The organism is Campylobacter sp. W0066.2 (genome assembly GCF_024723515.1).
Classification (GTDB): domain Bacteria; phylum Campylobacterota; class Campylobacteria; order Campylobacterales; family Campylobacteraceae; genus Campylobacter_D.
This window is the reverse complement of record NZ_JANQCV010000006.1, coordinates 15,702-36,488: the sequence shown is the minus strand read 5'-3', so window position 1 is coordinate 36,488 and position 20,787 is coordinate 15,702. Positions and strand designations below refer to the sequence as shown.

The window sequence follows — 20,787 nt, the reverse complement described above, 5'->3', positions numbered from 1 at the left end:
CCTTTTAGCGTGGTGGTGATTACTTTATTGAGCTTTTTATTTATCACGCTTTTTTTGTTTTATTTGGTTAAAAAATTTAAGGATAAATAATGGTAACTTTAAAAGAAGCTTTGAAATTTTCAAATGAAGAATTAGAAAATCTAAAAAAAGAATTAAATGAAAAAGCACATCAGCAAAAGCATTTAGGTGCTTATGTAGAGCAATTTTTAAATAAAGACTTAAGCACTTCAGGTGCAGGTGTGCCAGTAGCTATAAAAGATAATATTAGTGTAAAAGATTGGGAATTAACTTGTGGTTCTAAAATTTTACAAGGCTATGTAGCTCCTTATGATGCAAACGCTATTGTAAATTTACGCAAAAATAATTTTGCTCCATTTGGAAGATGTAATATGGATGAGTTTGCTATGGGAAGTACGAGTGCGACTTCTTTTTATGGTAAGACTTTAAACCCACTTGATAATGCCAAAGTCCCAGGTGGAAGTAGTGGAGGGAGTGCTGCTGCAGTTGCTGCAGGGATAGCTTTAGCAAGTTTGGGTTCGGATACAGGTGGTTCGGTAAGACAGCCTGCTGCTTTTTGTGGTTGTGTTGGATTTAAGCCAAGTTATGGAAGAGTTAGCAGGTATGGTTTAGCAGCGTATTCTTCAAGCCTTGATCAAATCGGAGTTTTAACGCAAAGTGTTGAAGATGCTGCAATTTTATATGATGCTATTGCAGGTTATGATGAAAAAGATAGCACAAGCGTAAACATAGCTTTTGAACCAACCGCGCCAAAACTAAATGCAAATAAAAAGCTAAAAATAGCTGTGATTAAAAACTATGTAGAGCAAACTAATGATGATGTAAAACAGGCCTTATTAAAAACCATAGATATGTTAAAAGCAAATGGCCATGAGATTGTTTATAAAGACTTAATGGATTCTACATTTGATGTTGCAGCTTATTATATCATAGCAGCAGCTGAGGCAAGTGCAAATTTAAGTCGTTATGATGGTGTAAGATATGGTAGAAGAAGCGAAAAATGTGACAATCTTAGCCAAATGTATGTAAATAGTAGAAGTGAAGGCTTTGGAGAGGAAGTAAAAAGAAGAATTTTACTAGGAACCTTTGTTTTAAGTAGTGGGTATTATGATGCATACTATATCAAAGCACAAAAGGCTAGAAGATTTATCAAGCAAAAATATGAAGAAATTTTAAATGATTGTGATTTGATTTTTATGCCAGTTGCTCCAAGTGTTGCTTTTGGCTTTAACGATATAAAAACTCCAGTGCAAATGTACTTAGAAGATGTATTTACTATTTCAGTGAATTTAGCAGGACTTGGTGGCATTAGCGTGCCAGTAGGAAAAGATGAAAATGGACTTAATATCTCTGCTCAGCTTATATGTAAAGCTTATGATGAGCAAACTTTATTAGATGGTGCTTTGAGCTTGGAAGAAATTATCAAAAACAAATAAAGGAAAAATTATGAAAATCATAAAACGCGCTTTGACTTTTGAAGATGTTTTACTAGTTCCTCAATATTCTGAGGTTTTACCTAAAGAAGTAGATATTAAAACAAGGCTTACAAAAAATATCACTTTGAATATGCCTTTAATTTCAGCTGCTATGGATACAGTTACTGAGCATAGAGCCGCTATTATGATGGCAAGACTTGGTGGCATAGGGGTAATCCATAAAAATATGGACATAGCTTCACAAGTTAGAGAGATAAAAAGAGTTAAAAAAAGTGAAAGTGGCGTGATTATGGATCCTATTTATATAGGGCCTAAAGCAAGTGTGAAAGAAGCATTAGAACTCATGGCTGAATATAGAATTTCAGGAGTTCCTGTGGTAGATGAGAATAAAACTCTAATAGGAATTTTAACTAATCGTGATTTGAGATTTGAAGCTAATTTTGATAATTTAGTAGAAAATGTAATGACAAAAATGCCTTTAATCACTGCTAAAAAGGGTTCTACTTTAGATGATGCAGAAAGGATTTTTTCTACTAATAAGGTAGAAAAACTTCCTATTGTAGATGAAAATAACCACTTAGAAGGCTTAATCACTATAAAAGATTTAAAAAAGCGTAAAGAATATCCAAATTCAAATAAAGACGCCTATGGAAGATTAAGAGTGGCTGCGGCTGTGGGTGTAGGTCAGCTTGATCGTGTAAAGGCTTTAGTAGAAGCTGAAGTTGATGTTATAGTAATGGATAGTGCGCATGGACATTCTAAAGGTATTATTGATACATTAAAAGCAATTAAGGCTGAGTTTAATGTAGATGTGATAGTAGGAAATGTTGCTAGCGCTAAAGCGGTTAAAGATTTATGTGAAGCAGATGCAGATGCTATTAAGATCGGTATAGGACCTGGTAGTATTTGTACAACGCGTATTGTTTCGGGTGTGGGTGTACCTCAAATTTCAGCTATAGATGAATGTGCGATAGAAGCAAGTAAATATGGTGTACCAGTGATTGCTGATGGGGGTATAAAATACTCAGGCGATATTGCAAAAGCTATCGCAGCAGGAGCAAGTAGTGTGATGATAGGTTCACTTTTAGCAGGAACTGATGAGAGTCCAGGTGAGTTATTTACTTATCAAGGAAGACAATATAAGAGTTATCGTGGTATGGGAAGCTTAGGTGCTATGCAAAAAGGAAGTTCAGATAGATATTTCCAAGAAGGTACAGCTCAAGATAAGCTTGTGCCTGAGGGTATTGAAGGTAGGGTGCCTTATGTAGGGAGTATAAAAAGTGTAGTGCATCAACTTTTAGGTGGGCTTAGATCTTCTATGGGTTATGTAGGTGCAGTGGATATCAAAGCTTTCCAAGAAAGAGCTGAATTTGTAGAAATCACCGCAGCAGGATTAAAAGAAAGCCATGTGCATGATGTAACTATCACTGCTGAAGCGCCAAATTATAAGGTAAGTAATTAATGGAATTTGAAGATCATATCAAACAAGCTGAGCTTTCTTTAGAAAAACTTAATGATAAAGATTTAGACCTTAAAACTTGTGTAGAAATTTATAAAGAAGGTTTAAAAAGTATCAAGCAAGCAAGAACTATGCTTGAAAATGCTAAATTAGAAATCGAACAAGTAGATGAGTAGTATTGTAGCTTTACAATTTCCCACTTTGGCTTTGAGTGAATCAAGACTTGATTACTATCTAAAAGCTGCTAAGGAAAGTGGCGCGAATTTGGTGGTTTTAGGTGAGTATGTTTTAAATAGTTTTTTTAGTGAGCTAAAAACTATGCCAAAAAGTATGATTAAAGAACAAAGTCAAAGTAAAAAAGCAAGCTTGATCAAACTTGCTAAAAAATATGAATTAAACATCATTGCACCTTTCATAAGTGTTGAAAATGACGGCTTAAAAAAACTATGCTTAAAAGTAAGCCCACAAAATGTAAAAGCATATGAGCAACAAATTTTAATGCCTTATGCACACTGGAATGAAGAAAAATTTTTTAACAATAAAAAAACTGATAAACTTAAACTTTTTACTTTCACGCATGAGGGTTTAAAATGTGCTTTGCTTTTTGGATTTGAAGCACATTTTGATATCTTTTGGCAAATGATCATGAAAAAAAAGATAGACTTAGTCATCATTCCTACAGCTAGTACTTTTGAAAGCAATCAAAGATGGCTAGAACTTTTAAAAACAAGAGCCTTTTTAAACTCAACAAGCATTTTAAGGGTTAATCGCATAGGTAATTTAAAGCAAGAAAATGAGTGGAAATTTTATGGAGATAGTTTTTTTATCAATGCTTTTGGAGAAGTGCAAGAGCAACTTGGCGATCAAGAAGAAATGCTTGTAGTAGAAGTTAGTAAGGCAAATGAAGCTAGAAATTTATGGGGTTTTGATAAGGTTATAAAAAATTATGAAGAATAATCTTTTTAGTAAGAAAATATTATTTAAAGGAGTATAATGAGAAAAATTTTATTACAAATTCTTTCTTTTAGTTTTATTTTTATAGGAATTTTTGCTTTAGTTAGGTTTTTGATGATAAAAAATTTAACCAATGAAAGTGAAAATAGCTTAATGGTATATGTATATGGATTAGGTCATGATATGAGAACCTTTAGTGCTATTTTTTTACCTCTATTTTTGTGTGGTTTGTTTTCTTATATAAGTTTGGTTTTCAAAGATAGAAAATATCACGCTATGGGGGGGGGTAATCGCTAAATTTTATATTTATCTTTCTAGTTTTTATATAGCTTTTATAGCTTTTGTTATTTTAATTTCTGCGTTTGTGCATTATTATTTTCAACTTTATGCAAGCAAAATTGATATTTTTATTTTTGGTTTAAAAGATGATAATACTAAGGCGATATTATCTATAGTCTTTTCTGATTATCCTATTATAAAAGCATTGTTATTAGCTGTAATTTTTAGTATATTTTGTTTTTATTTTAATATTAAAATTCTTAGCTTAAAATTAGAGACTATTAAAGTAAAATTGGTATTTTTTATTTTATTAAACATTTTACTAATTTATGCTTATATTGTAGCGCTAAGAGGACATTTTACTTATAATGCGCTAAGAGCTTCAAGTTATGTATTTAGCACCATAAAAGCTTTTAATGAAATTTCTATAAATCCTTTGATGGCTTTTTCATGGGCATATAAAGAGTATAAAAATCAACAAGAATTTAAAAGCGTAGATATAAAACAGCTTAATCAACTAGAAGAAAAACTTTTTCCTATGTTTGATACTACTTTGACACATCAAAATCATGTTAAAAATCATATTTATATTAATATCATGGAAAGTTTTGGTTTAAATTTAACTGAGTTTAGCACTGAAAACACTAATCTTTTGGGAAATTTAAAAAAACATTTTGAGCAAGATATTATTTTTACTAGATTTTTATCTAGTGCACAATACCATAGAAAGTTTTAATCGTTTGGTTTTTTTAAGTCCAAATATTATTTCAAATGGATTATATCAAAAAGAAAAATTAGCCTTTACGCCTTTGCAAATTTACAAGAATGCAGGGTATAAAATAGTTTTTGTTTATAGTGGTAATGCTTCTTGGTGTAATCTTGGCAATTATTTTAAAAATCAAGGTGTAGATGAAATTATAGATGAAAATACGTTGATGCAAGATTTTCCACAAGCTAGAAAAACAAAGTATAAATACGGTATAGCTGATGAGTTTATGTATAAAAAAATATATTCTATTTTTGAAAATGCTACAAATCCTACGCTTGTTATTTCTCTTAGTATTTCTACTCATAGACCTTATATACACAAAAGCAAAACACAACTTATTGATGAGAACGCTTTAGATGAAAAGATATTAAATCAATTTATTATCAGTGATTCTATAGGTGCTTTAAATGCTTATGCGTATGCAAATGATGAATTTGGAAAATTTTTAGATCGCATAAAAGAAAGTAGTTTGAGAGAAAATATTATTATTGCTGCTACAGGTGATCATAGATTTAGAGATATTAAGATGGATATAAAATCCCAAAAAGCTTTTGCCTATAGTGTGCCTTTTTCAAAGTATTTGAAAAATGATATTTATTATGATAAAAGCCGTGTGGGTTCGCATAAGGATATTTTTCCAACACTTTATAATCTTACTCTTAGTGATACAAAATATTTAAGTTTAGGAGGAAGAAATATGTTAGCACCTATAAAAAATGAAAAGTTAGAATTTGGTTTTAATGAGCTTGTTTGGATTGATCAAAATGGAGTCTATGATGGAAATAATGGTTATTATTTTGAAAATAATACTAGTATAAAATACACAAATAAGGCTTTTGAGCTAGATTTATATCATAAAAAATTTTCAAAAAATTATAAAGAGTTGTTTCAAAAGCAATTAAATTATAGACTAGTCAATCTCAAAACATCAAATAATAGCGAGTAGATTTTATCTCTAAGGGCTTTTTATATTTTATTTTTAGTAAATAAATGATAGAATTTTGCCTTAAATTTTCAAAAAATTTGAGGCAAGAATGCAAAAAATTCATTTTATAGGTATAGGTGGTATTGGAATTTCAGCTTTGGCGAGATTTTTAAAAGAGCAAGGCTTTAAGATCAGTGGTTCTGATATCAAAGAAAGTAAAATCACAAAAGAATTAGAAAAAGAAGGCATAGATATAAAAATTCCTCATCACAAAGGCAATGTCAAAGATGTGGATTTAGTGGTGTATTCAGCTGCTATTAAAGAAGACAATGAAGAATTAATCAGTGCAAAAAAGCAAAACATCACAACACTTTCAAGAAAAGAAGCCTTACCTATGATTTTAAAAGACAAAAGAGTTTTTGCGGTTGCGGGAGCTCATGGCAAAAGCACAACTTCAAGCATTTTAGCAAGCTTGATAGAAGCTTCTGTGATTATTGGTGCAGTGTTAAAAGAAAGTGGCACTAATATGCTTTATAAAGAAAGTGAAAATCTCATCTTTGAAGCTGATGAGAGCGATAGTTCTTTTTTAAATTCAAATCCTTATTTGGCTATAGTGACTAATGTTGAAGCAGAACATTTAGATCATTATGGAAACGATCTTGCAAGATTACATAAAGCTTATGAAGACTTTTTGCGTTTGTCTAAAATTCAAGTGATTAATGCTGAAGATGAGTTTTTATCAAGTTTAAATTTAAATAATGCAAAAAAACTTTATCCAAGTAAAGATATCACAAATATTTATATGAAAGTAGAAAATTTTAAGCCAAAAACCTATTTTACACTTAAAGATTTAGGTGAATTTAGCGTTTTTGGTATGGGTGAGCATGTGGCGATGGATGCTGCTTTGGCTATTTTGGCTGCGAGTGAATTTATAAGCACAGAAGAGCTAAAAGCTAAGTTTTTAAAATATCAAGGGATTAAAAAAAGATTTGATATTTTGTTTGCAAATGAAAATATGGCTTTGATTGATGATTATGGACACCATCCAACAGAAATCAAAACAACACTTAAAGCAGCAAGTGAGTATGCAAGACTAGCTGGATATAAAAAAATCATAGCTATTTTTGAGCCTCATCGTTATACACGTTTAAGTGCAAATATAGAGTATTTTAGCGAGGTTTTAGCAAATGTTGATGAGCTTTATATTTTACCTGTGTATGCAGCAGGGGAAGCTAAAATAGAAATTAATATGCAAAAATACTTTCCAAAAGCTAAATTTATAAAAGAAATTAAAAGAGAAGAAAGTGCTATTTATCTTGATGATAAGTTGATTGAAAATGGCTTGGTAATTGGTTTTGGCGCAGGAGATATCAGCACAAAGCTCAGGGGAAAGTATGTTTAAGATTTTTTTATATGTCTTAGCTTTTTTTTCGATTTTGCTTTTTTTTGTTTTTTTGCGTAAAAAAATAGGCAAGATTAGTAATTATCTTTTGATTTTAGTGTTGATTTTAATGATTGCCTTTGCGATTAAATTTGAGCTAAGTGCTACAAGAAGTGGTGTTTTAAAAAAAGAAACACTCAATGCATTTTTACAAGGACAAAGTCTAATTTGCAAAGATATTAATGTCACTAAAGAGTATTTTAACTTTGAGCATGGAACGCAAAGTTTTATTTCAAATGGTAAAAATAAACAATTTAAAGCCTATGTTTTTGATATAAAAGATTGCAAGGTAGATAAATAATGCAAGAGCAATTTTTTAAAAAGCTAGATTTAGATGGCTATATAGAAGACTTTAAAGGGCTTTTTGCAAGAGATAAAGATTTTTTTTTACAAGGTGATAGTAAGCTTCATTATAAAAGGATCAATGAGCTTTCGCTGATTGATTTTAATCCTCCACCTATGATAGAAGAGCTAAATAGTGCTTTAACTCATCTTAGCAAGCAAGGAATTTTACATTTAAGTCAAAGCTTTGAATTTATTAAAATCTGTATGTATTTTAGATACTTAAAGGGCTTAAAATTTGAAGAAAGCTTAAAAGAATGGCTTTTAAAAATAGAAATTCCACAGGCTATTTTAGAGCTTTTTGAGTATTTTGATGAAAAGGGTGATATTAAAGAAAGTGTTGATGAAAGACTTGTTAATCTAAATTTAGCCTTAAAGATAAAAAAAGAAAGCTTGGTAGCTGAATTTAAAAAACTCACCTATACTAAAAATCTTAGTGCTTATTTAATCGATACGCAAATTCATCTTATCAATGATATGGAAGCTTTGCTTTTACGCGGTGGATTTAATCATGTCTTAAAAGCAAAAATCATAGGTAGGAGTAGTGGTGGTGGATTTTATGTGGTGCCTTTGAGTGTAGAAAAAATTCAAAGTCAAATAGATGAAATCAAAGATGCTAAAGAAGAAATTTTTTATGAATATGCTAAAAAAATCAGCTTGATTTTTTATAAAAATTTGATGTTTTTGAAATTTATCAATAATGCTTTTGATTTATTTGATCATTATAGCGCTAGAGTTTTGATGGCTAAAAAACATGATTATGAGTTTGTTTTAGCTGATAGTTCTAATAATTTAAGCTTATACAACTTCGCACATCCGGCTTTAAAAAATGCAAAAAGCATCAATATAGAATTTAATAAAAAAGTTTTAATCATCACAGGTGTAAATGCAGGTGGTAAGTCTATGCTTTTAAAAGGAATTTTAAGCGCTGCTTTACTTGCAAAGTATTTGCTTCCTATGAAAATTAACGCACAAAAAAGCCAAATAGGAAATTTCAAAGAATTTGATGCGATTTTAGAAGATCCACAAAATGTAAAAAATGATATTTCTACTTTTGCAGGAAGAATGTTGCATTTTTCTAAGCTTTTGGGTAAGAAAAATGTTTTATTAGGGGTTGATGAGATAGAGCTTGGGACAGATTTTGAGGAAGCTGCGTGTTTATATACTGAGCTTATTTCTAAGCTTTTAGAGCAAGATAATAAAATCATCATTACAACCCACCACAAACGCCTTGCTATGCTTTTGGCTAAAAATTCACAAGTAGAACTCATCGCTGCTTTGTATGATGAGGAATTATCACGCCCAAAATATGAGTTTTTAAAAGGTACCATAGGCAAATCTTATGCGTTTGAAACGGCTTTAAGATATGGCATAAGTGCAAATTTAGTGCAAAATGCTAAAAAGCTTTATGGAGAAGATAAAGAAAATTTAGAAGAAATGGTAAGTAAAAATATCAATCTTGAGCTTTCTTTACGTAAGAAAAATGAAGAACTTGAGAAAAAAGAAGCCAAAGTAGATGAAATTTTACTTTCACTCAAAGATCAAAAAGAAAAAAATGAGCAAGAATTTAAAAAGCTTGTTTCTAATTTAGAGTTTAAATACCACAAAACCATAGAAGAAGCTAAAAAAACGATAAATCTAAAAGATATCAAAGAAAAACAAAGAAGTTTAAACAAAGCCAGTGAACTTAAAAAAAGCATTGTTTTACCAAGTATGGAACAAAATGAAGAGCTTAGGGTGGGAGATTTTGTAAAATATGAAAAAATCAAAGGCAAAATCACTGCAATTTCAAAAAATGATGCGATGATTCAAAGTGATGGTTTAAGTTTGCGTGTGCCTTTAAAGCTTCTTAAAAAAAGCAATCAAACCCCAACACAAAAGGTAAAATCAAGTGTCAATATAACCCGCCCAAGTGCTTTAAATATGACTTTAGATTTACACGGCTTAAGAAGTGATGAGGCACTTGAAAGATTAGATAAATTTATCTCTGATGCTTTGATAGTAGGTTTTGATGAGGTGATAGTTTATCATGGTATAGGCACAGGAAAATTAGCTTTTGCGGTAAAAGAGTTTTTAAAAGCTCACAAAAGTGTAAAAAGCTTTAATGATGCTCCGATTAATCAAGGTGGTTTTGGCGCTAAGGTAGTAAAGTTGTAAAGAAATGGAGTTTTGTGATGGCAAAAAAAGAAGCGCAAACGGACTTATGGGTATATGATCTTTTGAAAGAAGCAAACATTAATTTGACTTATCAAGGTTCAGATATTAAAGAGTTGAATGAAGCTTTAAGTAATGCATCTAAAAAAGGAACCTTTTTTATCAATAATTTCACAAAGCTCATTAATCTTTTTAGTGTCTTTTATCACGGAAAATTGTGTTAAAACTTTATCAAGTTTTATTTGTGGTGCAAGATGAGAACGCTTAAGATTTTTTTCAATAAGCTCATAAATTTTATTTCCATCTGTATTAATATCATCATTATTAAGATAGCTTAAATTCAATTTTTGAACTTCCATTTCAGCTAATGCAAGTAAAATCCCTGCTACAACCAAAGGCTTATTCCTATCATCTAAAGCCCCATAATTTCCTAAATCCTCATGTAATGTGGCAGCAATTTTTTCAATCTCTTCTTTTGTTTTTTGTTTATTAGATTCTTCCTTTAAAACCTCTCTTTTGTAATATTCTTCTATATTTTTCTCATTTAAAAGCATAAAAGTTTCTATATCTTCCAAAGGTTCTTTTATCAATGCTCCATTGTCTAAAAATAAAGGTGTAATTTTATGTTTTTTGCTATCTCCACTTATAGCAATAGCAAAAACTTTTTTATAAGTATTTTGATTTTTAATAATATGCTTTGCATACCACAAAGCGCCATTGAGTGCGTAATTTTCTACATCTTTTTGTTCTTGCGAAATGAGATTTTTATTATTATATTTTACATGCTTATTCACATCTGCCTTATTTTCAATCACAATTACAAAATCTTTAACAACACCACAATATTCAGGATATCCTTGCTTATTTGTTCTAAAATCAACTGCACTCCTTTAAGACATTATGCAAAATATATTAAAGAAAATATTTTTGAATCTATTCATACTATAAAGAATTCTGATGATTATTTAGGGATATTTTATAGTGAGTTTATGCGTTTTAGCGGTGGCGATGGACAGACTTTAGGTATTGTGCTTACGCCTACGCATATTACAGAATTATTTTGTGATTTAGTAGATTTAAAAGCTAGTGACAAGATGCTTGATCCTTGTTGTGGAACAGGTGGATTTTTGATTACCGCTATGGATTATATGCTTTTAAGAGCAAAAAAATGAAACACAAAAAGAAGAGATTAAGAAAAATCAGCTTTTTGGTTTTGAATTACAATCTTTTATGTTCGCTGTTGCTACTGCAAATATGGTTTTAAGAGGAGATGGTAAGAGTAATTTATATGATGAAGATTTTTTAAAACAAAATCCTTTAAAACTCCAAGAAGATTTTATGGTAAATGTTGGATTTATGAATCCACCATATTCTCAAGGTAAAATTGATAAAAACTTAACTGAAATTGCATTTAGCGAACACCTTTTAAATTCTATTTTAAAAGGTGGAAAGGTTGTTGTTATTGTTCCGCAATCTACTATGACGGGTAAAAGCAAAGAAGAAAAAGCCATTAAGGCAAATATTTTAAAGTATCATACTTTAGAAGGTGTAATCACTTTGAATAAAAATACTTTTTATGGTGTGGGAACTAATCCTTGTATAGCAGTTTTTACTGCAGGGAAACCTCATGATAAAGATAAGATTTGTAAATTTATTAATTTTGAAGATGATGGCTATGAAGTGCAAAAACACAAAGGTTTAGTTGAAACCATACATGCAAAAGATAAAAAAGCATATTTATTAAAGGTTTGGCGTGATGAATTAGAGGCTCCAAGTAAATTCTGTGTAAAAACTGCTATAGAAGCAAATGATGAGTGGTTGCATAGTTTTTATTATTTTAATGATGAGATCCCAACACATGAAGAATTTGAAAAAACAATGGCAGATTATCTTACTTTTGAATTTAATATGATAACACATGGAAGAGGTTATTTGTTTGGTTTAGAGGATGAAAGAGATGAAAAATGATTTAGCCAATGTAGAGTGGAAAGAATTTAAGATTGGTGAAATTTTCCATATTTCTGGGACCATTACAACGCATCCTAGCGAGTTGATGGTAGGAGGTAAAACACCTCGTATAACTTATGCGGCTACAAATAACGGACTAGATAGTGTATATAAAAATTTGCCTACAGAGAAAGGTGGTGTTTTAAGTATTGATAGTGCAACTATAGGATTTGTAGCTTATCAAGAAAATGATTTTATTGCAACAGATCATGTGGAAACAATTTCGTTGCAGAATGGTATTTTTATGAATCGTTATATAGGTTTATTTATAAAGCAGTGTATAGACAATGCTGTTTATGGTAAATATGGCTATGGTTATAAATTTTCACAAACTAGAATAAAAAAACAAATTATTATGCTTCCTGTAGATTCTAAAAGCAATCCAAATTGGCAGTTTATGGAAAATTATATGAAAAATATAGAACAAAAATATATTAAAGACATTTTGGCATATTATAACAAAAAATTACTAGATAATCGGGGGGGGGGGGGATTACTGCTTGTAGTAATCATTCCGATAGAAATAAAAGCGCTTTCATTGAGGATGGTCTCATGAAAATTGCGCAAGAAAGATTAAATTTAGAAAACATAAAGTGGAAAGAATTTATTATAGGCGAAATATTTGAAGTGAAAACTACTCTTAGTGGTATTGATAAAAATAAATTAAATGGTAAAAAAGGTACCTATCCTTATATTACAAGAAGTGATAAATTTTATACAGGACAAAATATCCAAATCTTAACATATAAAGAACTTAATAAATATAATGCACTTTTTATAATTATTTTACTTAAAAAACTTATGGAAAAATTTAGTTGGGATGGTAATGGGGCAACACTTGCAAGATTAAAAAGAGGAAAAATCATTTTACCCATAGATTCTAAGGGTAGTCCCGATTATAAGTTTATGGAAACTTATATGCAAGCGATAGAAAAAGAATATTTAGAAAAAATTACCTCTTATTATAACGCAAAACTTGCTCAGGTTGACAATAGTGAGGGTAATATTTGTTCTTATAGATATAAAGATTTTGTTAAGCAAAACAAATCGTAGGATATTCAATAGAAAGAATTTTATTTTTAAAGAAATTAAGCGAAGAAAAAGATTGATTAAAGATAAACAAATTTAAGGAAAGACTCATTATTTTAATAATAGTATAGACAATTTTACAGATAATCATGAAAATAAGAAAATTTAACAATTGTGTTTCTTTGGCAAATAGTGGAAGTGTTGGTAGTGCGTTTTACTCCATGAATTCATCACAAGTGATCGTGCTATACAACTCATACAGCTTAAATTAATAAGTATGTTTATTTGTTTTTACTCTCAATTATTATTTGATTAAGTATCAAATATAGTTTTAATCGAGAAATCAAATAAAAAAGAATTAAAAGAGAAAATTATTACTTCTTATGAGCCCTAAAGCTAATCTAGATTATGAATTTATGAAAAATGTAGAATATAAAAAATAAAAATAATAGTTCACTATCAATAAAATTATAAAAAACCAATATTTCTTAAAGCATTTTTCGCTAAACTTTATAAATTTTATGAGGTTTGGTAAATGAAACAAGTGATGATTTTAAGTGGGGCAGGTTTGTCTGCTCCAAGTGGTATAAAAACTTTTAGAGCTAGTGGTGGATTATGGGAAGAGCATGATGTGATGGAAGTTTGCTCTGCAACTGGCTTTAGAAAAAATCCTAAAAAAGTTTTGGAATTTTACAATAAAAGAAGAAAAGAACTAGCTAATGTCAAGCCAAATCACGCGCATGAAATCATCGCTTTATTAAAACAAAAATTTCCAAAACAAATTAGCATTTTAACGCAAAATGTAGATGATTTGTTAGAGCGAGCAGGTTGTGAAGAAGTGGTGCATTTGCACGGTTTCTTACCTGAACTTAGGTGTTTAGAGTGTGAAAGTATTTTTAACATAGGTTATGAAAGTAATGATGATAAAATTTGTCCAAAATGCCAAAGCAAAAGTGTAAGGCACAATATCGTGATGTTTGAAGAAATGGCACCAAATTATAAAATTTTATATGAAAAATTACAAAATTGTGATTTATTTGTATGTATAGACACAAGTGGGCAGGTTTTACCCGTGGGAGAGTATGCAAGAGTATGCAAGCAAAGTATATTAAACAATCTTGATGAGGATAAATATTTAGAAAGTAATTTTACTAAAGTTTATATAGAAGATGTTTGCGCAGCCATTGATAAAATCAAAACTGATATAGAAAATTTCTTGGAAGCAAAATGCTAGAAGTAATCTTACAAGGTATAGTTTTAGGCATGGGTGTGTCTGTGCCTTTTGGGCCTGTAAATATTTTGATCTTAAATACTGCTTTGTCTTCTTTTAAAAATGCTTTTTGTGTTGGACTCGGTGCTTTAAGTGCTGATATACTTTTTTTGATTTTGATTAATCTTGGGCTTTTAAGCTTTGCAAATAATGAATTTTTTTATAAAATACTAGCAGTTTTTGGCTTTTTCTTTTTGAGCTTTATGGTGTTTTTAATGCTAAGAAAAACAAGAAAAGTCGATCTTAACAAGGTAAATAAAACACATCCTTTAAAAGGTTTTAGCAAAGGATTTTTCTTAAATGTTACAAATCCTTATGTTATAGGTTTTTGGGTAAGTGTGGCAGGACTTAGCATGCAGAGTAAAAACTCTTTTGCCTTACTTTTTGGTTTGGTGAGTTTTATTGTGTTTTGGATTTTTACTTTATCGTTTTTTGTGTCTAAATTCAAAGCCCTTGTGAAAAACAAACATATATTTTACATTAATCTTTTTTCAGCATTTATTTTAGAGTATTTTGCTCTTTCTATGCTGTATAAAGCTTTTATAGGATAAAACATGCAAGTAGTTGAAATTTTTAAAGAATTAAGTAAATTTAAATCTATCACTCCAGATGATGATGGAGCATTAAATTATATTGCAGTGGAGTTAAGTGATTTTGAAGCTTTTTTTATAGAAAAAGAAGGTGTGAAAAATCTTTTGCTGACTAAAAAATTTAGTGATAATGGCGAGCATTTAGCTTTTGGCGGACATGTAGATGTAGTACCTGCGGGAGAGGGTTGGAGTAGTGATCCTTTTGAGCCTTTAGAAAAAGATGGGTTTATTTATGTAAGAGGTGCACAAGATATGAAAAGTGGCGTGGCTGCTTTTATGTGTGCAGTTAAGGAAGTAGAAAATTTTAAAGGAAGAATTTCATTAATTTTAACAAGTGATGAAGAAGGCGAGGCTAAATTTGGTACGCTTGAAGTGCTTAAATTTATGCAAGAAAAAGATATGCTACCTGATTTTGCTGTGGTTGCTGAGCCAACTTGTGATAAAAAATTTGGAGATAGTATTAAAATAGGGCGTCGTGGTTCTATCAATGGAAAATTATTCATCAAAGGTAAGCAAGGCCATGTAGCATACCCGCAAAAATGCATTAATCCTGTGCATAATTTTGCTTCGGCTTTGAAATTTTTAGCAGGATTTGATCTTGATCCAGGTGATGAGGTATTTGCACCATCTAAAATTGTCATTACTGATATACGCGGTGGTATGGAAGTGTGCAATGTAACCCCAAATGATTTAAAATTGATGTTTAATGTGAGAAATTCTCCACAAACTAGCTTAGAAGATGTAAAAGCTTATGTAGAAAAGACTTGCGAAGGGCTTGATTATGAGTTGTGTTTGAATCAAAGTTCAAAGTCTTTTTTAACACAAAGTGATTCTAAAATCGTACAAAAACTAAATGAAAGTGTGCAAAAAATCACTCAAGTAGTGCCAGAGCTTAACACCAAAGGTGGTACAAGCGATGCAAGATATTTTGCTGAGTTTGGCGTGAAAGTAGTAGAATTTGGCGTGTGCAATGATAGAATTCATGCTATTGATGAAAGAGTGAGTATGGAAGAGCTTGAAAAATTGTATTTAGTTTTTAAAGATTTATTAGAGAATTTTAACTAGGATAAAACATGATTATCAATGGAGAAAAATTTGAGCTTAAAGAGCTTAAATTTATGGATTTTATCAAAGAAAAAGGCTTGAAAATAGAATTTATCGCCTTAGAATTAAATGGAGAAATTATCCCAAGGGATAAATTTAAAAATTTAATTTTAAAAGAAAATGATAAGGCAGAAATTGTTACTTTTGTAGGTGGTGGTTGATGAAAATTAAATTTAATGGTAGCGTGATAAACACACATTTTAAAAATACTTTGGATTTTTTTCAAAGTGTGAGTAAAAATGAAAATGACGTATGGATAGTCAATGGTTTTGCGACAAAAGAAAGTTTGGAACTAAAAGAAAATGATGAGCTTTTTTGTATAGAAAAAAATACTTTACCACCATATGAAGCTCTTGATGCGATGATGAGGGCAAGACATACTCCAAAGCTTCATGATAAGCTTAAAAAGGCAAGTGTAGCAGTGTGTGGGCTTGGTGGGCTTGGTTCGCATATAGCTATAAATTTAGCAAGAAGTGGGGTTGGTAGGCTTCATTTGATTGATTTTGATGTGGTGGAACCAAGCAATCTTAACCGTCAAGCTTATATGGTGGAAGATTTAGGTAAATTTAAGGCTGAAGCTTTAAAAGATCAAATCGCTAAAATTAATCCTTTTATAGAAGTATTTGCACAAGTTTTAAAAATAGAAAAAGAAAATATAGCTGAACTTTTTGCAAATGATGATATAGTTTGTGAAGCCTTTGATAGTGCAAAATACAAAGCCCTTTTAGCGCAAAATTTTCACCAACATTATCCTCAAAAAACATTAATTTGTGCTTCTGGTTTAGCAGGATATGGCGATAGCAACAGCATACAAACAAGAAAAATCGCAAAAAACTTTTATGTTTGTGGGGATTTAAAAAATGAGGCAAAAGTAGGCAATGGACTTATGGCACCGCGTGTAAATATTTGTGCAGGACATCAAGCAAATTTAGTTTTAGAACTTTTAGCGAGTGAGTAATGGAAAAATTAAAAATAGGAAAATATGAGTTTAATTCTAGGTTTATTTTAGGTTCTGGGAAATTTTCTTTTGAGCTTATAAAATCAGCCATTGAAGAAGCAAAAGTTGAGATTATCACCTTAGCTTTACGCAGGGTAAATGATAAAGGCATAGAAAATATACTTGATTTTATCCCAAAGCATATCAAGCTTTTACCAAATACTTCAGGTGCAAGAAATGCTAATGAGGTATTGCGTATAGCAAGACTTGCAAGAGAGCTTGGCTGTGGAGATATGATTAAGGTTGAAGTAATTAGCGATAGTAAGTATTTATTACCGGATAATTATGAAAGTATAAAAGCAGTGGAACTTTTAGCAAATGAGGATTTTACGCCTTTGGTTTATATGTATCCTGATTTATATGCAGCACGTGCTATGGCTAATGCAGGAGCTGCTGCTATAATGCCTCTTGGGGCACCTATAGGAAGCAATAAAGGCTTAAAAACTAAAGAATTTATACAAATTTTACTTAACGAAATTAGCTTGCCTGTTATAGTAGATGCAGGCATAGGAAATCCTACACAAGCTTGCGAAGCTATGCAAATGGGAGTAAGTGCAGTGATGGCAAATACTGCTATAGCTCAAGCTAAAGATGTAGCAAAAATGGCAAAGGCTTTTGCTTTAGCTATAGATGCAGGATATAATGCGTATTTAGCAGGCATAGCAAATGAAAGCATGCCAAGTGCAAGCTCACCTTTGAGTGGTTTTTTAAGAGATTAAAATGCAAAATTATCCTCATATGCAAAGTATTGAAAGTGAGATTTTAGCTAAGGTTTTAAAAGAAGTTGAAAATTTTGATGAAAGTAAATTTAACGCTTTTGATGTAAAACAAGCTTTAGCTAAAGATTATCTTAACATAGAAGATTTAAAAGCCTTGCTTTCAAGCACAGCAGAAGATTTTATAGAAGACTTAGCGCAAAAATCAAGCAAGATCACTCAAAAATATTTTGGAAATTCCATTTCACTTTTTACACCTTTATATCTTTCTAATTTTTGCAATAGCAAATGCACTTATTGTGGATTTCAAAAAGGAAATAATATTAAAAGAGCTAAGCTAAATGAGGCTGAAATTCACAAAGAAATGCAAGAGATTAAAAAAAGTGGCTTGGAAGAAATTTTACTCTTAACAGGCGAGGGCAGGGAATATGCTAGCGTGGAATATCTTGCCAAAGCTTGTGAAATAGCAAAAGAGTATTTTAAAGTCGTTGGGATTGAAGTTTATCCTATGAATGTAGATGAGTATGCACTGATTCATGAAAAGGGTTGTGAATATGTAAGTGTTTATCAAGAAACTTATAATCAAAAAACTTATTCTAAAATTCATATTGAAGGTGAAAAAAGTGTATTTGAGTATCGTTTTCATGCACAAGAACGAGCGTTAAAAGCGGGTATGAGAGGGGTTGCTTTTGGAGCTTTACTTGGTATAGATGATTTTAGAAGAGATGCTTTTGCCACGGCTTTACATGCGTATTTTTTACAGCAAAAATACCCTCATGCTGAAATAGCTTTGTCTATCCCTAGACTAAGACCTATTATTAATAATAAAAAAATTCATCCAAAAGATGTAAGCGAAACAAGACTTTTGCAAGTTTTATGTGCTTATAGATTGTTTTTGCCTTTTGCTAGCATTGCTATTTCTACGCGTGAAAGAGTAGGATTTAGAGACGGGGTTATTAAACTTGGAGCTACTAAAATGAGTGCAGGTGTGAGTGTGGGAGTGGGTGAGCATCAAGGTGATAAAAAAGGCGATGATCAGTTTCAAATTAGCGATATGCGTAGTGTTGATGAGGTTTTAGCTATGTTAAAAAATGCAAATTTGCAAGCTATAATGAGCGATAGTATTTATGTGGGATAAAAAAATCATTGCTATTAGTGATAGTCAAAATACTCAAGGAGATTTTTTAAATTTTATTGAAAAACTAAGTCAAAGTAGTATCAATGCTTTGGTGCTTAGAGAAAAACATTTAGATGAGTTAGAATATACTAAATTAGCCAAAGAAGTATTAAAAATTTTTAATAAAACTCAAAAGATTTGCTTTTTACATTATTATTATGAAGCTTGTTTAAAATTAAATCATCAATTTTTTCATGCTCCTTTATTTGTTTTACAAAATTACCCACAAAGCTATAAAAAATTTGAGCTTTTGGGTACTTCCATCCATTCTAAAGAAGAATTAGGTTTAGCTTATAAGCTTAAAGTAAGTCATGCTTTTTTTGGGCATGTATTTGAAAGTTCTTGTAAGACTGATTTGACTCCAAAAGGTATAAAAAATTTAAATGATTTGTTAAAAGTTTCAAAAATACCCATTTATGCTATAGGTGGTATAAATACTCAAACTATAAATCACTTAAAAGATTTAAATTTAACAGGTGTGTGTATAAGAGAAGCTTTGTATAAAAGCGAAAATGTAAAAAATTATGTTTTAAAATGTAAAAATCTTTTAGTCCAAAAGGACTAAAAGATTATAACCAGAAGAAATAAGCAATTATTGCAAGACTAATTGAGCAGAATATATTTAGTATAATTCCTACTCTTACCATTTCTTGTTGTTTGATATGACCGGTACCAAAAACTATAGCATTTGGTGGTGTAGCAACTGGTAGCATGAAAGCACAAGAAGCACCGATTGCAATGATTAAAGCAAGTCCTAAAGCAGGAACACCCAAAGTATCTGCAATAGAGATAAATAAAGGCACAAGTAAGGCTGCTGAAGCAGTGTTTGAGGTAAATTCTGTTAAAAATACTATAAAAAAGGCTACGATTAAACCTATAACAAATAAATTTCCATTTTCTATAAATGAAATAATGGTATCAGCCATAACCTTGCTAGCACCTGAATCTTTTAACACTACACTTAGAGTAATACCTCCACCAAAGAGCATTAACACGCCCCAATCAGTATTTTTTTGTACATTTTTCCAATCAATTACTTTAAATGCACATACTAAAACAGCTGCAAGCAAGGCAATAATTGCATCAAGATTTGCTATTTTATGTCCAAAAATACTTGTGATGATAGGACCTATATTACCACTAAAAATCCAAGATAGTGCAACTACCAAAAAGATTATTAAAGTGATGATTCTAGGCCTTGTAAGCTCTATATTTTCAGTGTGTAAATCAACTTGTAGATTAAATCTTGGTTTAAACATAAAATATAAAATCAAAATCATTGCAGGTAAAAAGATTAAAACAATAGGAATGCCATATTTTAGCCATTGTGCAAAACTAATGTGTAATTGAGTAGCAACAATAGCATTTGGCGGAGTTCCCACTATAGTGCCTATACCACCTATACTTGCACTAAAAGCTATACCTAAAAGAATGAAAACATAAGTATTTCTATCTTTTTGTGGATCAAGTGAAGCTAGCATACCTATAGCAAGCGGAAGCATCATGGCTGCAGTTGCAGTATTGCTCATCCACATAGATAAAAATGCAGTAGTGATAAAAATATATAAACTTGATAAACCTAAATGTCCTTTTGCTAGGGTTAAAATTTTATGCGCAATTAGCTTATCTAGTTTTTGATGATGCATGGCTGCTGCTAGAGCAAAACCACCAAAAAATAAAAAGATATTAGAATCGGCAAAGCCTGTTAAAGCCTTAGCAGTAGGTAATAATCCTAAGATGGCTGCTAAAACAGGTACTAAAATAGCTGTAATAGTAACATGCAAAGCTTCGCTAAGCCATAATATAGCGATAAAGATTAACAGGGATAATCCTTGGTTTACCTTAGTTTCGCCAAAAGGGGAGAAATAAAGCAAAGCGATAAATAACACTAAATCAGCAATAACTATAAGTGTTTTTGTGTTTGAACTCATTTAACAACTCCTTTAAAATATTGTAGTTTTGTAACATATTCTAAATGAATTTTCTTTTAAATATTAATTTTTATATAATTTTTTTTTACAAAATTATTTTTGTGTGAAAAAAAGTAATTTTTAGTAAAATTCATTTGTTTTTGGTATAATTTTTGCTGATTAAAAATCATCTTAATCAAAAAGATGATT

At 30.6% G+C, this 20,787-nt stretch carries 25 protein-coding genes; 23 read left to right on the top strand and 2 right to left on the bottom strand.

Annotated features, from left to right (window positions below; translation table 11 throughout):
• Nucleotides 1-89 precede the first annotated feature (89 nt).
• The 10 genes from gatA to CAMP18498_RS03640 all read left to right on the top strand — a co-directional run bounded on the left by gatA (nucleotide 90) and on the right by CAMP18498_RS03640 (nucleotide 9,780).
• On the top strand, nucleotides 90-1,454 hold the full coding sequence (gatA, locus tag CAMP18498_RS03685) for an Asp-tRNA(Asn)/Glu-tRNA(Gln) amidotransferase subunit GatA (protein ID WP_337197640.1): 1,365 nt from the start codon (nucleotides 90-92) through the stop codon (nucleotides 1,452-1,454).
• 10 nt (nucleotides 1,455-1,464) lie between these two features.
• Nucleotides 1,465-2,916: an IMP dehydrogenase gene (gene guaB, locus CAMP18498_RS03680; RefSeq protein ID WP_337197639.1), complete on the top strand. Its 1,452-nt coding sequence runs from the start codon at nucleotides 1,465-1,467 to the stop codon at nucleotides 2,914-2,916.
• Nucleotides 2,916-3,089, top strand: coding sequence for an exodeoxyribonuclease VII small subunit (gene xseB / locus CAMP18498_RS03675; protein ID WP_039628709.1), 174 nt, complete (start codon nucleotides 2,916-2,918; stop codon nucleotides 3,087-3,089). Before guaB ends, xseB begins: the two co-directional genes overlap by 1 nt.
• Nucleotides 3,082-3,870 carry a carbon-nitrogen hydrolase family protein gene (locus CAMP18498_RS03670; RefSeq protein ID WP_337197638.1) on the top strand — a complete coding sequence of 263 codons (789 nt, stop codon included), beginning with the start codon at nucleotides 3,082-3,084 and terminating at the stop codon, nucleotides 3,868-3,870. The genes xseB and CAMP18498_RS03670 overlap by 8 nt, the downstream gene beginning before the upstream one ends.
• A 36-nt stretch (nucleotides 3,871-3,906) precedes the next feature.
• Nucleotides 3,907-4,164, top strand: coding sequence for a hypothetical protein (locus CAMP18498_RS03665; protein WP_337197637.1), 258 nt, complete (start codon nucleotides 3,907-3,909; stop codon nucleotides 4,162-4,164).
• Between the two features lie 67 nt (nucleotides 4,165-4,231).
• A complete protein-coding gene (locus CAMP18498_RS03660) occupies nucleotides 4,232-4,882 on the top strand; it encodes a hypothetical protein (RefSeq protein ID WP_337197636.1) in 651 nt (216 codons plus the stop codon).
• On the top strand, nucleotides 4,821-5,861 hold the full coding sequence (locus tag CAMP18498_RS03655) for an LTA synthase family protein (RefSeq protein ID WP_337197635.1): 1,041 nt from the start codon (nucleotides 4,821-4,823) through the stop codon (nucleotides 5,859-5,861). Before CAMP18498_RS03660 ends, CAMP18498_RS03655 begins: the two co-directional genes overlap by 62 nt.
• Nucleotides 5,862-5,949: 88 nt before the next feature.
• Nucleotides 5,950-7,242 (top strand): UDP-N-acetylmuramate--L-alanine ligase, encoded by a 1,293-nt coding sequence (murC, locus tag CAMP18498_RS03650; protein ID WP_337197633.1) that lies wholly within the window; start codon nucleotides 5,950-5,952, stop codon nucleotides 7,240-7,242.
• Entirely contained in the window at nucleotides 7,235-7,582 is a 348-nt protein-coding gene (locus tag CAMP18498_RS03645) for a hypothetical protein (RefSeq protein WP_337197631.1), read from the top strand. The genes murC and CAMP18498_RS03645 overlap by 8 nt, the downstream gene beginning before the upstream one ends.
• Complete coding sequence (locus CAMP18498_RS03640) at nucleotides 7,582-9,780, top strand: endonuclease MutS2 (protein ID WP_337197629.1); 2,199 nt, start codon at nucleotides 7,582-7,584, stop codon at nucleotides 9,778-9,780. Before CAMP18498_RS03645 ends, CAMP18498_RS03640 begins: the two co-directional genes overlap by 1 nt.
• Nucleotides 9,781-9,905: 125 nt before the next feature.
• Here CAMP18498_RS03640 and CAMP18498_RS03635 read toward each other — a convergent pair whose 3' ends face one another.
• Nucleotides 9,906-10,592 (bottom strand): hypothetical protein, encoded by a 687-nt coding sequence (locus tag CAMP18498_RS03635; protein WP_337197627.1) that lies wholly within the window; start codon nucleotides 10,590-10,592, stop codon nucleotides 9,906-9,908.
• 42 nt (nucleotides 10,593-10,634) lie between these two features.
• Here CAMP18498_RS03635 and CAMP18498_RS03630 point away from each other — a divergent pair, with 42 nt between their 5' ends.
• The 13 genes from CAMP18498_RS03630 to CAMP18498_RS03570 all read left to right on the top strand — a co-directional run bounded on the left by CAMP18498_RS03630 (nucleotide 10,635) and on the right by CAMP18498_RS03570 (nucleotide 19,232).
• On the top strand, nucleotides 10,635-10,949 hold the full coding sequence (locus CAMP18498_RS03630) for an N-6 DNA methylase (RefSeq protein WP_337197625.1): 315 nt from the start codon (nucleotides 10,635-10,637) through the stop codon (nucleotides 10,947-10,949).
• Nucleotides 10,950-11,007: 58 nt separating this feature from the next.
• The gene (locus tag CAMP18498_RS03625) at nucleotides 11,008-11,745 is read left to right on the top strand and encodes an HsdM family class I SAM-dependent methyltransferase (protein ID WP_337197623.1); all 738 of its coding nucleotides are present in this window, start codon (nucleotides 11,008-11,010) and stop codon (nucleotides 11,743-11,745) included.
• Nucleotides 11,735-12,340 carry a restriction endonuclease subunit S gene (locus CAMP18498_RS03620; protein WP_337197621.1) on the top strand — a complete coding sequence of 202 codons (606 nt, stop codon included), beginning with the start codon at nucleotides 11,735-11,737 and terminating at the stop codon, nucleotides 12,338-12,340. The genes CAMP18498_RS03625 and CAMP18498_RS03620 overlap by 11 nt, the downstream gene beginning before the upstream one ends.
• The gene (locus tag CAMP18498_RS03615) at nucleotides 12,337-12,837 is read left to right on the top strand and encodes a restriction endonuclease subunit S (protein ID WP_337197619.1); all 501 of its coding nucleotides are present in this window, start codon (nucleotides 12,337-12,339) and stop codon (nucleotides 12,835-12,837) included. The genes CAMP18498_RS03620 and CAMP18498_RS03615 overlap by 4 nt, the downstream gene beginning before the upstream one ends.
• Nucleotides 12,838-12,962: 125 nt before the next feature.
• Entirely contained in the window at nucleotides 12,963-13,085 is a 123-nt protein-coding gene (locus CAMP18498_RS03610) for a hypothetical protein (protein WP_337197617.1), read from the top strand.
• Nucleotides 13,086-13,348: 263 nt separating this feature from the next.
• Entirely contained in the window at nucleotides 13,349-14,047 is a 699-nt protein-coding gene (locus CAMP18498_RS03605) for an SIR2 family NAD-dependent protein deacylase (protein ID WP_337197615.1), read from the top strand.
• On the top strand, nucleotides 14,041-14,634 hold the full coding sequence (locus tag CAMP18498_RS03600) for a LysE family transporter (protein ID WP_214119186.1): 594 nt from the start codon (nucleotides 14,041-14,043) through the stop codon (nucleotides 14,632-14,634). The genes CAMP18498_RS03605 and CAMP18498_RS03600 overlap by 7 nt, the downstream gene beginning before the upstream one ends.
• Nucleotides 14,635-14,637: 3 nt before the next feature.
• Nucleotides 14,638-15,738: a succinyl-diaminopimelate desuccinylase gene (dapE, locus tag CAMP18498_RS03595; RefSeq protein WP_337197612.1), complete on the top strand. Its 1,101-nt coding sequence runs from the start codon at nucleotides 14,638-14,640 to the stop codon at nucleotides 15,736-15,738.
• Nucleotides 15,739-15,746: 8 nt separating this feature from the next.
• Complete coding sequence (gene thiS / locus CAMP18498_RS03590) at nucleotides 15,747-15,938, top strand: sulfur carrier protein ThiS (RefSeq protein ID WP_337197610.1); 192 nt, start codon at nucleotides 15,747-15,749, stop codon at nucleotides 15,936-15,938.
• Complete coding sequence (gene thiF / locus CAMP18498_RS03585; RefSeq protein ID WP_337197608.1) at nucleotides 15,935-16,735, top strand: thiamine biosynthesis protein ThiF; 801 nt, start codon at nucleotides 15,935-15,937, stop codon at nucleotides 16,733-16,735. The genes thiS and thiF overlap by 4 nt, the downstream gene beginning before the upstream one ends.
• Nucleotides 16,735-17,493 (top strand): thiazole synthase, encoded by a 759-nt coding sequence (locus tag CAMP18498_RS03580; protein WP_337197606.1) that lies wholly within the window; start codon nucleotides 16,735-16,737, stop codon nucleotides 17,491-17,493. The genes thiF and CAMP18498_RS03580 overlap by 1 nt, the downstream gene beginning before the upstream one ends.
• Before the next feature lies 1 nt (nucleotide 17,494).
• Complete coding sequence (gene thiH / locus CAMP18498_RS03575; RefSeq protein WP_337197604.1) at nucleotides 17,495-18,628, top strand: 2-iminoacetate synthase ThiH; 1,134 nt, start codon at nucleotides 17,495-17,497, stop codon at nucleotides 18,626-18,628.
• A complete protein-coding gene (locus tag CAMP18498_RS03570; RefSeq protein WP_337197602.1) occupies nucleotides 18,618-19,232 on the top strand; it encodes a thiamine phosphate synthase in 615 nt (204 codons plus the stop codon). Before thiH ends, CAMP18498_RS03570 begins: the two co-directional genes overlap by 11 nt.
• 4 nt (nucleotides 19,233-19,236) lie before the next feature.
• Here CAMP18498_RS03570 and CAMP18498_RS03565 read toward each other — a convergent pair whose 3' ends face one another.
• Entirely contained in the window at nucleotides 19,237-20,598 is a 1,362-nt protein-coding gene (locus tag CAMP18498_RS03565) for a DASS family sodium-coupled anion symporter (protein WP_337197600.1), read from the bottom strand.
• Between the last annotated feature and the right edge of the window lie 189 nt (nucleotides 20,599-20,787).

Excerpts from the sequence above, each read along its gene's own strand:
- CAMP18498_RS03605 (WP_337197615.1), top strand. The coding sequence starts at position 13,349 with ATGAAACAAGTGATGATTTTAAGTGGGGCAGGTTTGTCTGCTCCAAGT.
- xseB (WP_039628709.1), top strand. The coding sequence starts at position 2,916 with ATGGAATTTGAAGATCATATCAAACAAGCTGAGCTTTCTTTAGAAAAA.
- CAMP18498_RS03670 (WP_337197638.1), top strand. The coding sequence starts at position 3,082 with ATGAGTAGTATTGTAGCTTTACAATTTCCCACTTTGGCTTTGAGTGAA.
- CAMP18498_RS03620 (WP_337197621.1), top strand. The coding sequence starts at position 11,735 with ATGAAAAATGATTTAGCCAATGTAGAGTGGAAAGAATTTAAGATTGGT.
- dapE (WP_337197612.1), top strand. The coding sequence starts at position 14,638 with ATGCAAGTAGTTGAAATTTTTAAAGAATTAAGTAAATTTAAATCTATC.
- CAMP18498_RS03570 (WP_337197602.1), top strand. The coding sequence starts at position 18,618 with ATGTGGGATAAAAAAATCATTGCTATTAGTGATAGTCAAAATACTCAA.
- thiH (WP_337197604.1), top strand. The coding sequence starts at position 17,495 with ATGCAAAATTATCCTCATATGCAAAGTATTGAAAGTGAGATTTTAGCT.
- CAMP18498_RS03645 (WP_337197631.1), top strand. The coding sequence starts at position 7,235 with ATGTTTAAGATTTTTTTATATGTCTTAGCTTTTTTTTCGATTTTGCTT.
- thiS (WP_337197610.1), top strand. The coding sequence starts at position 15,747 with ATGATTATCAATGGAGAAAAATTTGAGCTTAAAGAGCTTAAATTTATG.
- CAMP18498_RS03615 (WP_337197619.1), top strand. The coding sequence starts at position 12,337 with ATGAAAATTGCGCAAGAAAGATTAAATTTAGAAAACATAAAGTGGAAA.
- CAMP18498_RS03600 (WP_214119186.1), top strand. The coding sequence starts at position 14,041 with ATGCTAGAAGTAATCTTACAAGGTATAGTTTTAGGCATGGGTGTGTCT.
- CAMP18498_RS03640 (WP_337197629.1), top strand. The coding sequence starts at position 7,582 with ATGCAAGAGCAATTTTTTAAAAAGCTAGATTTAGATGGCTATATAGAA.
- murC (WP_337197633.1), top strand. The coding sequence starts at position 5,950 with ATGCAAAAAATTCATTTTATAGGTATAGGTGGTATTGGAATTTCAGCT.
- CAMP18498_RS03610 (WP_337197617.1), top strand. The coding sequence starts at position 12,963 with ATGAAAATAAGAAAATTTAACAATTGTGTTTCTTTGGCAAATAGTGGA.
- gatA (WP_337197640.1), top strand. The coding sequence starts at position 90 with ATGGTAACTTTAAAAGAAGCTTTGAAATTTTCAAATGAAGAATTAGAA.
- CAMP18498_RS03580 (WP_337197606.1), top strand. The coding sequence starts at position 16,735 with ATGGAAAAATTAAAAATAGGAAAATATGAGTTTAATTCTAGGTTTATT.
- guaB (WP_337197639.1), top strand. The coding sequence starts at position 1,465 with ATGAAAATCATAAAACGCGCTTTGACTTTTGAAGATGTTTTACTAGTT.
- CAMP18498_RS03665 (WP_337197637.1), top strand. The coding sequence starts at position 3,907 with ATGAGAAAAATTTTATTACAAATTCTTTCTTTTAGTTTTATTTTTATA.
- CAMP18498_RS03625 (WP_337197623.1), top strand. The coding sequence starts at position 11,008 with ATGTTCGCTGTTGCTACTGCAAATATGGTTTTAAGAGGAGATGGTAAG.
- CAMP18498_RS03565 (WP_337197600.1), bottom strand. The coding sequence starts at position 20,598 with ATGAGTTCAAACACAAAAACACTTATAGTTATTGCTGATTTAGTGTTA.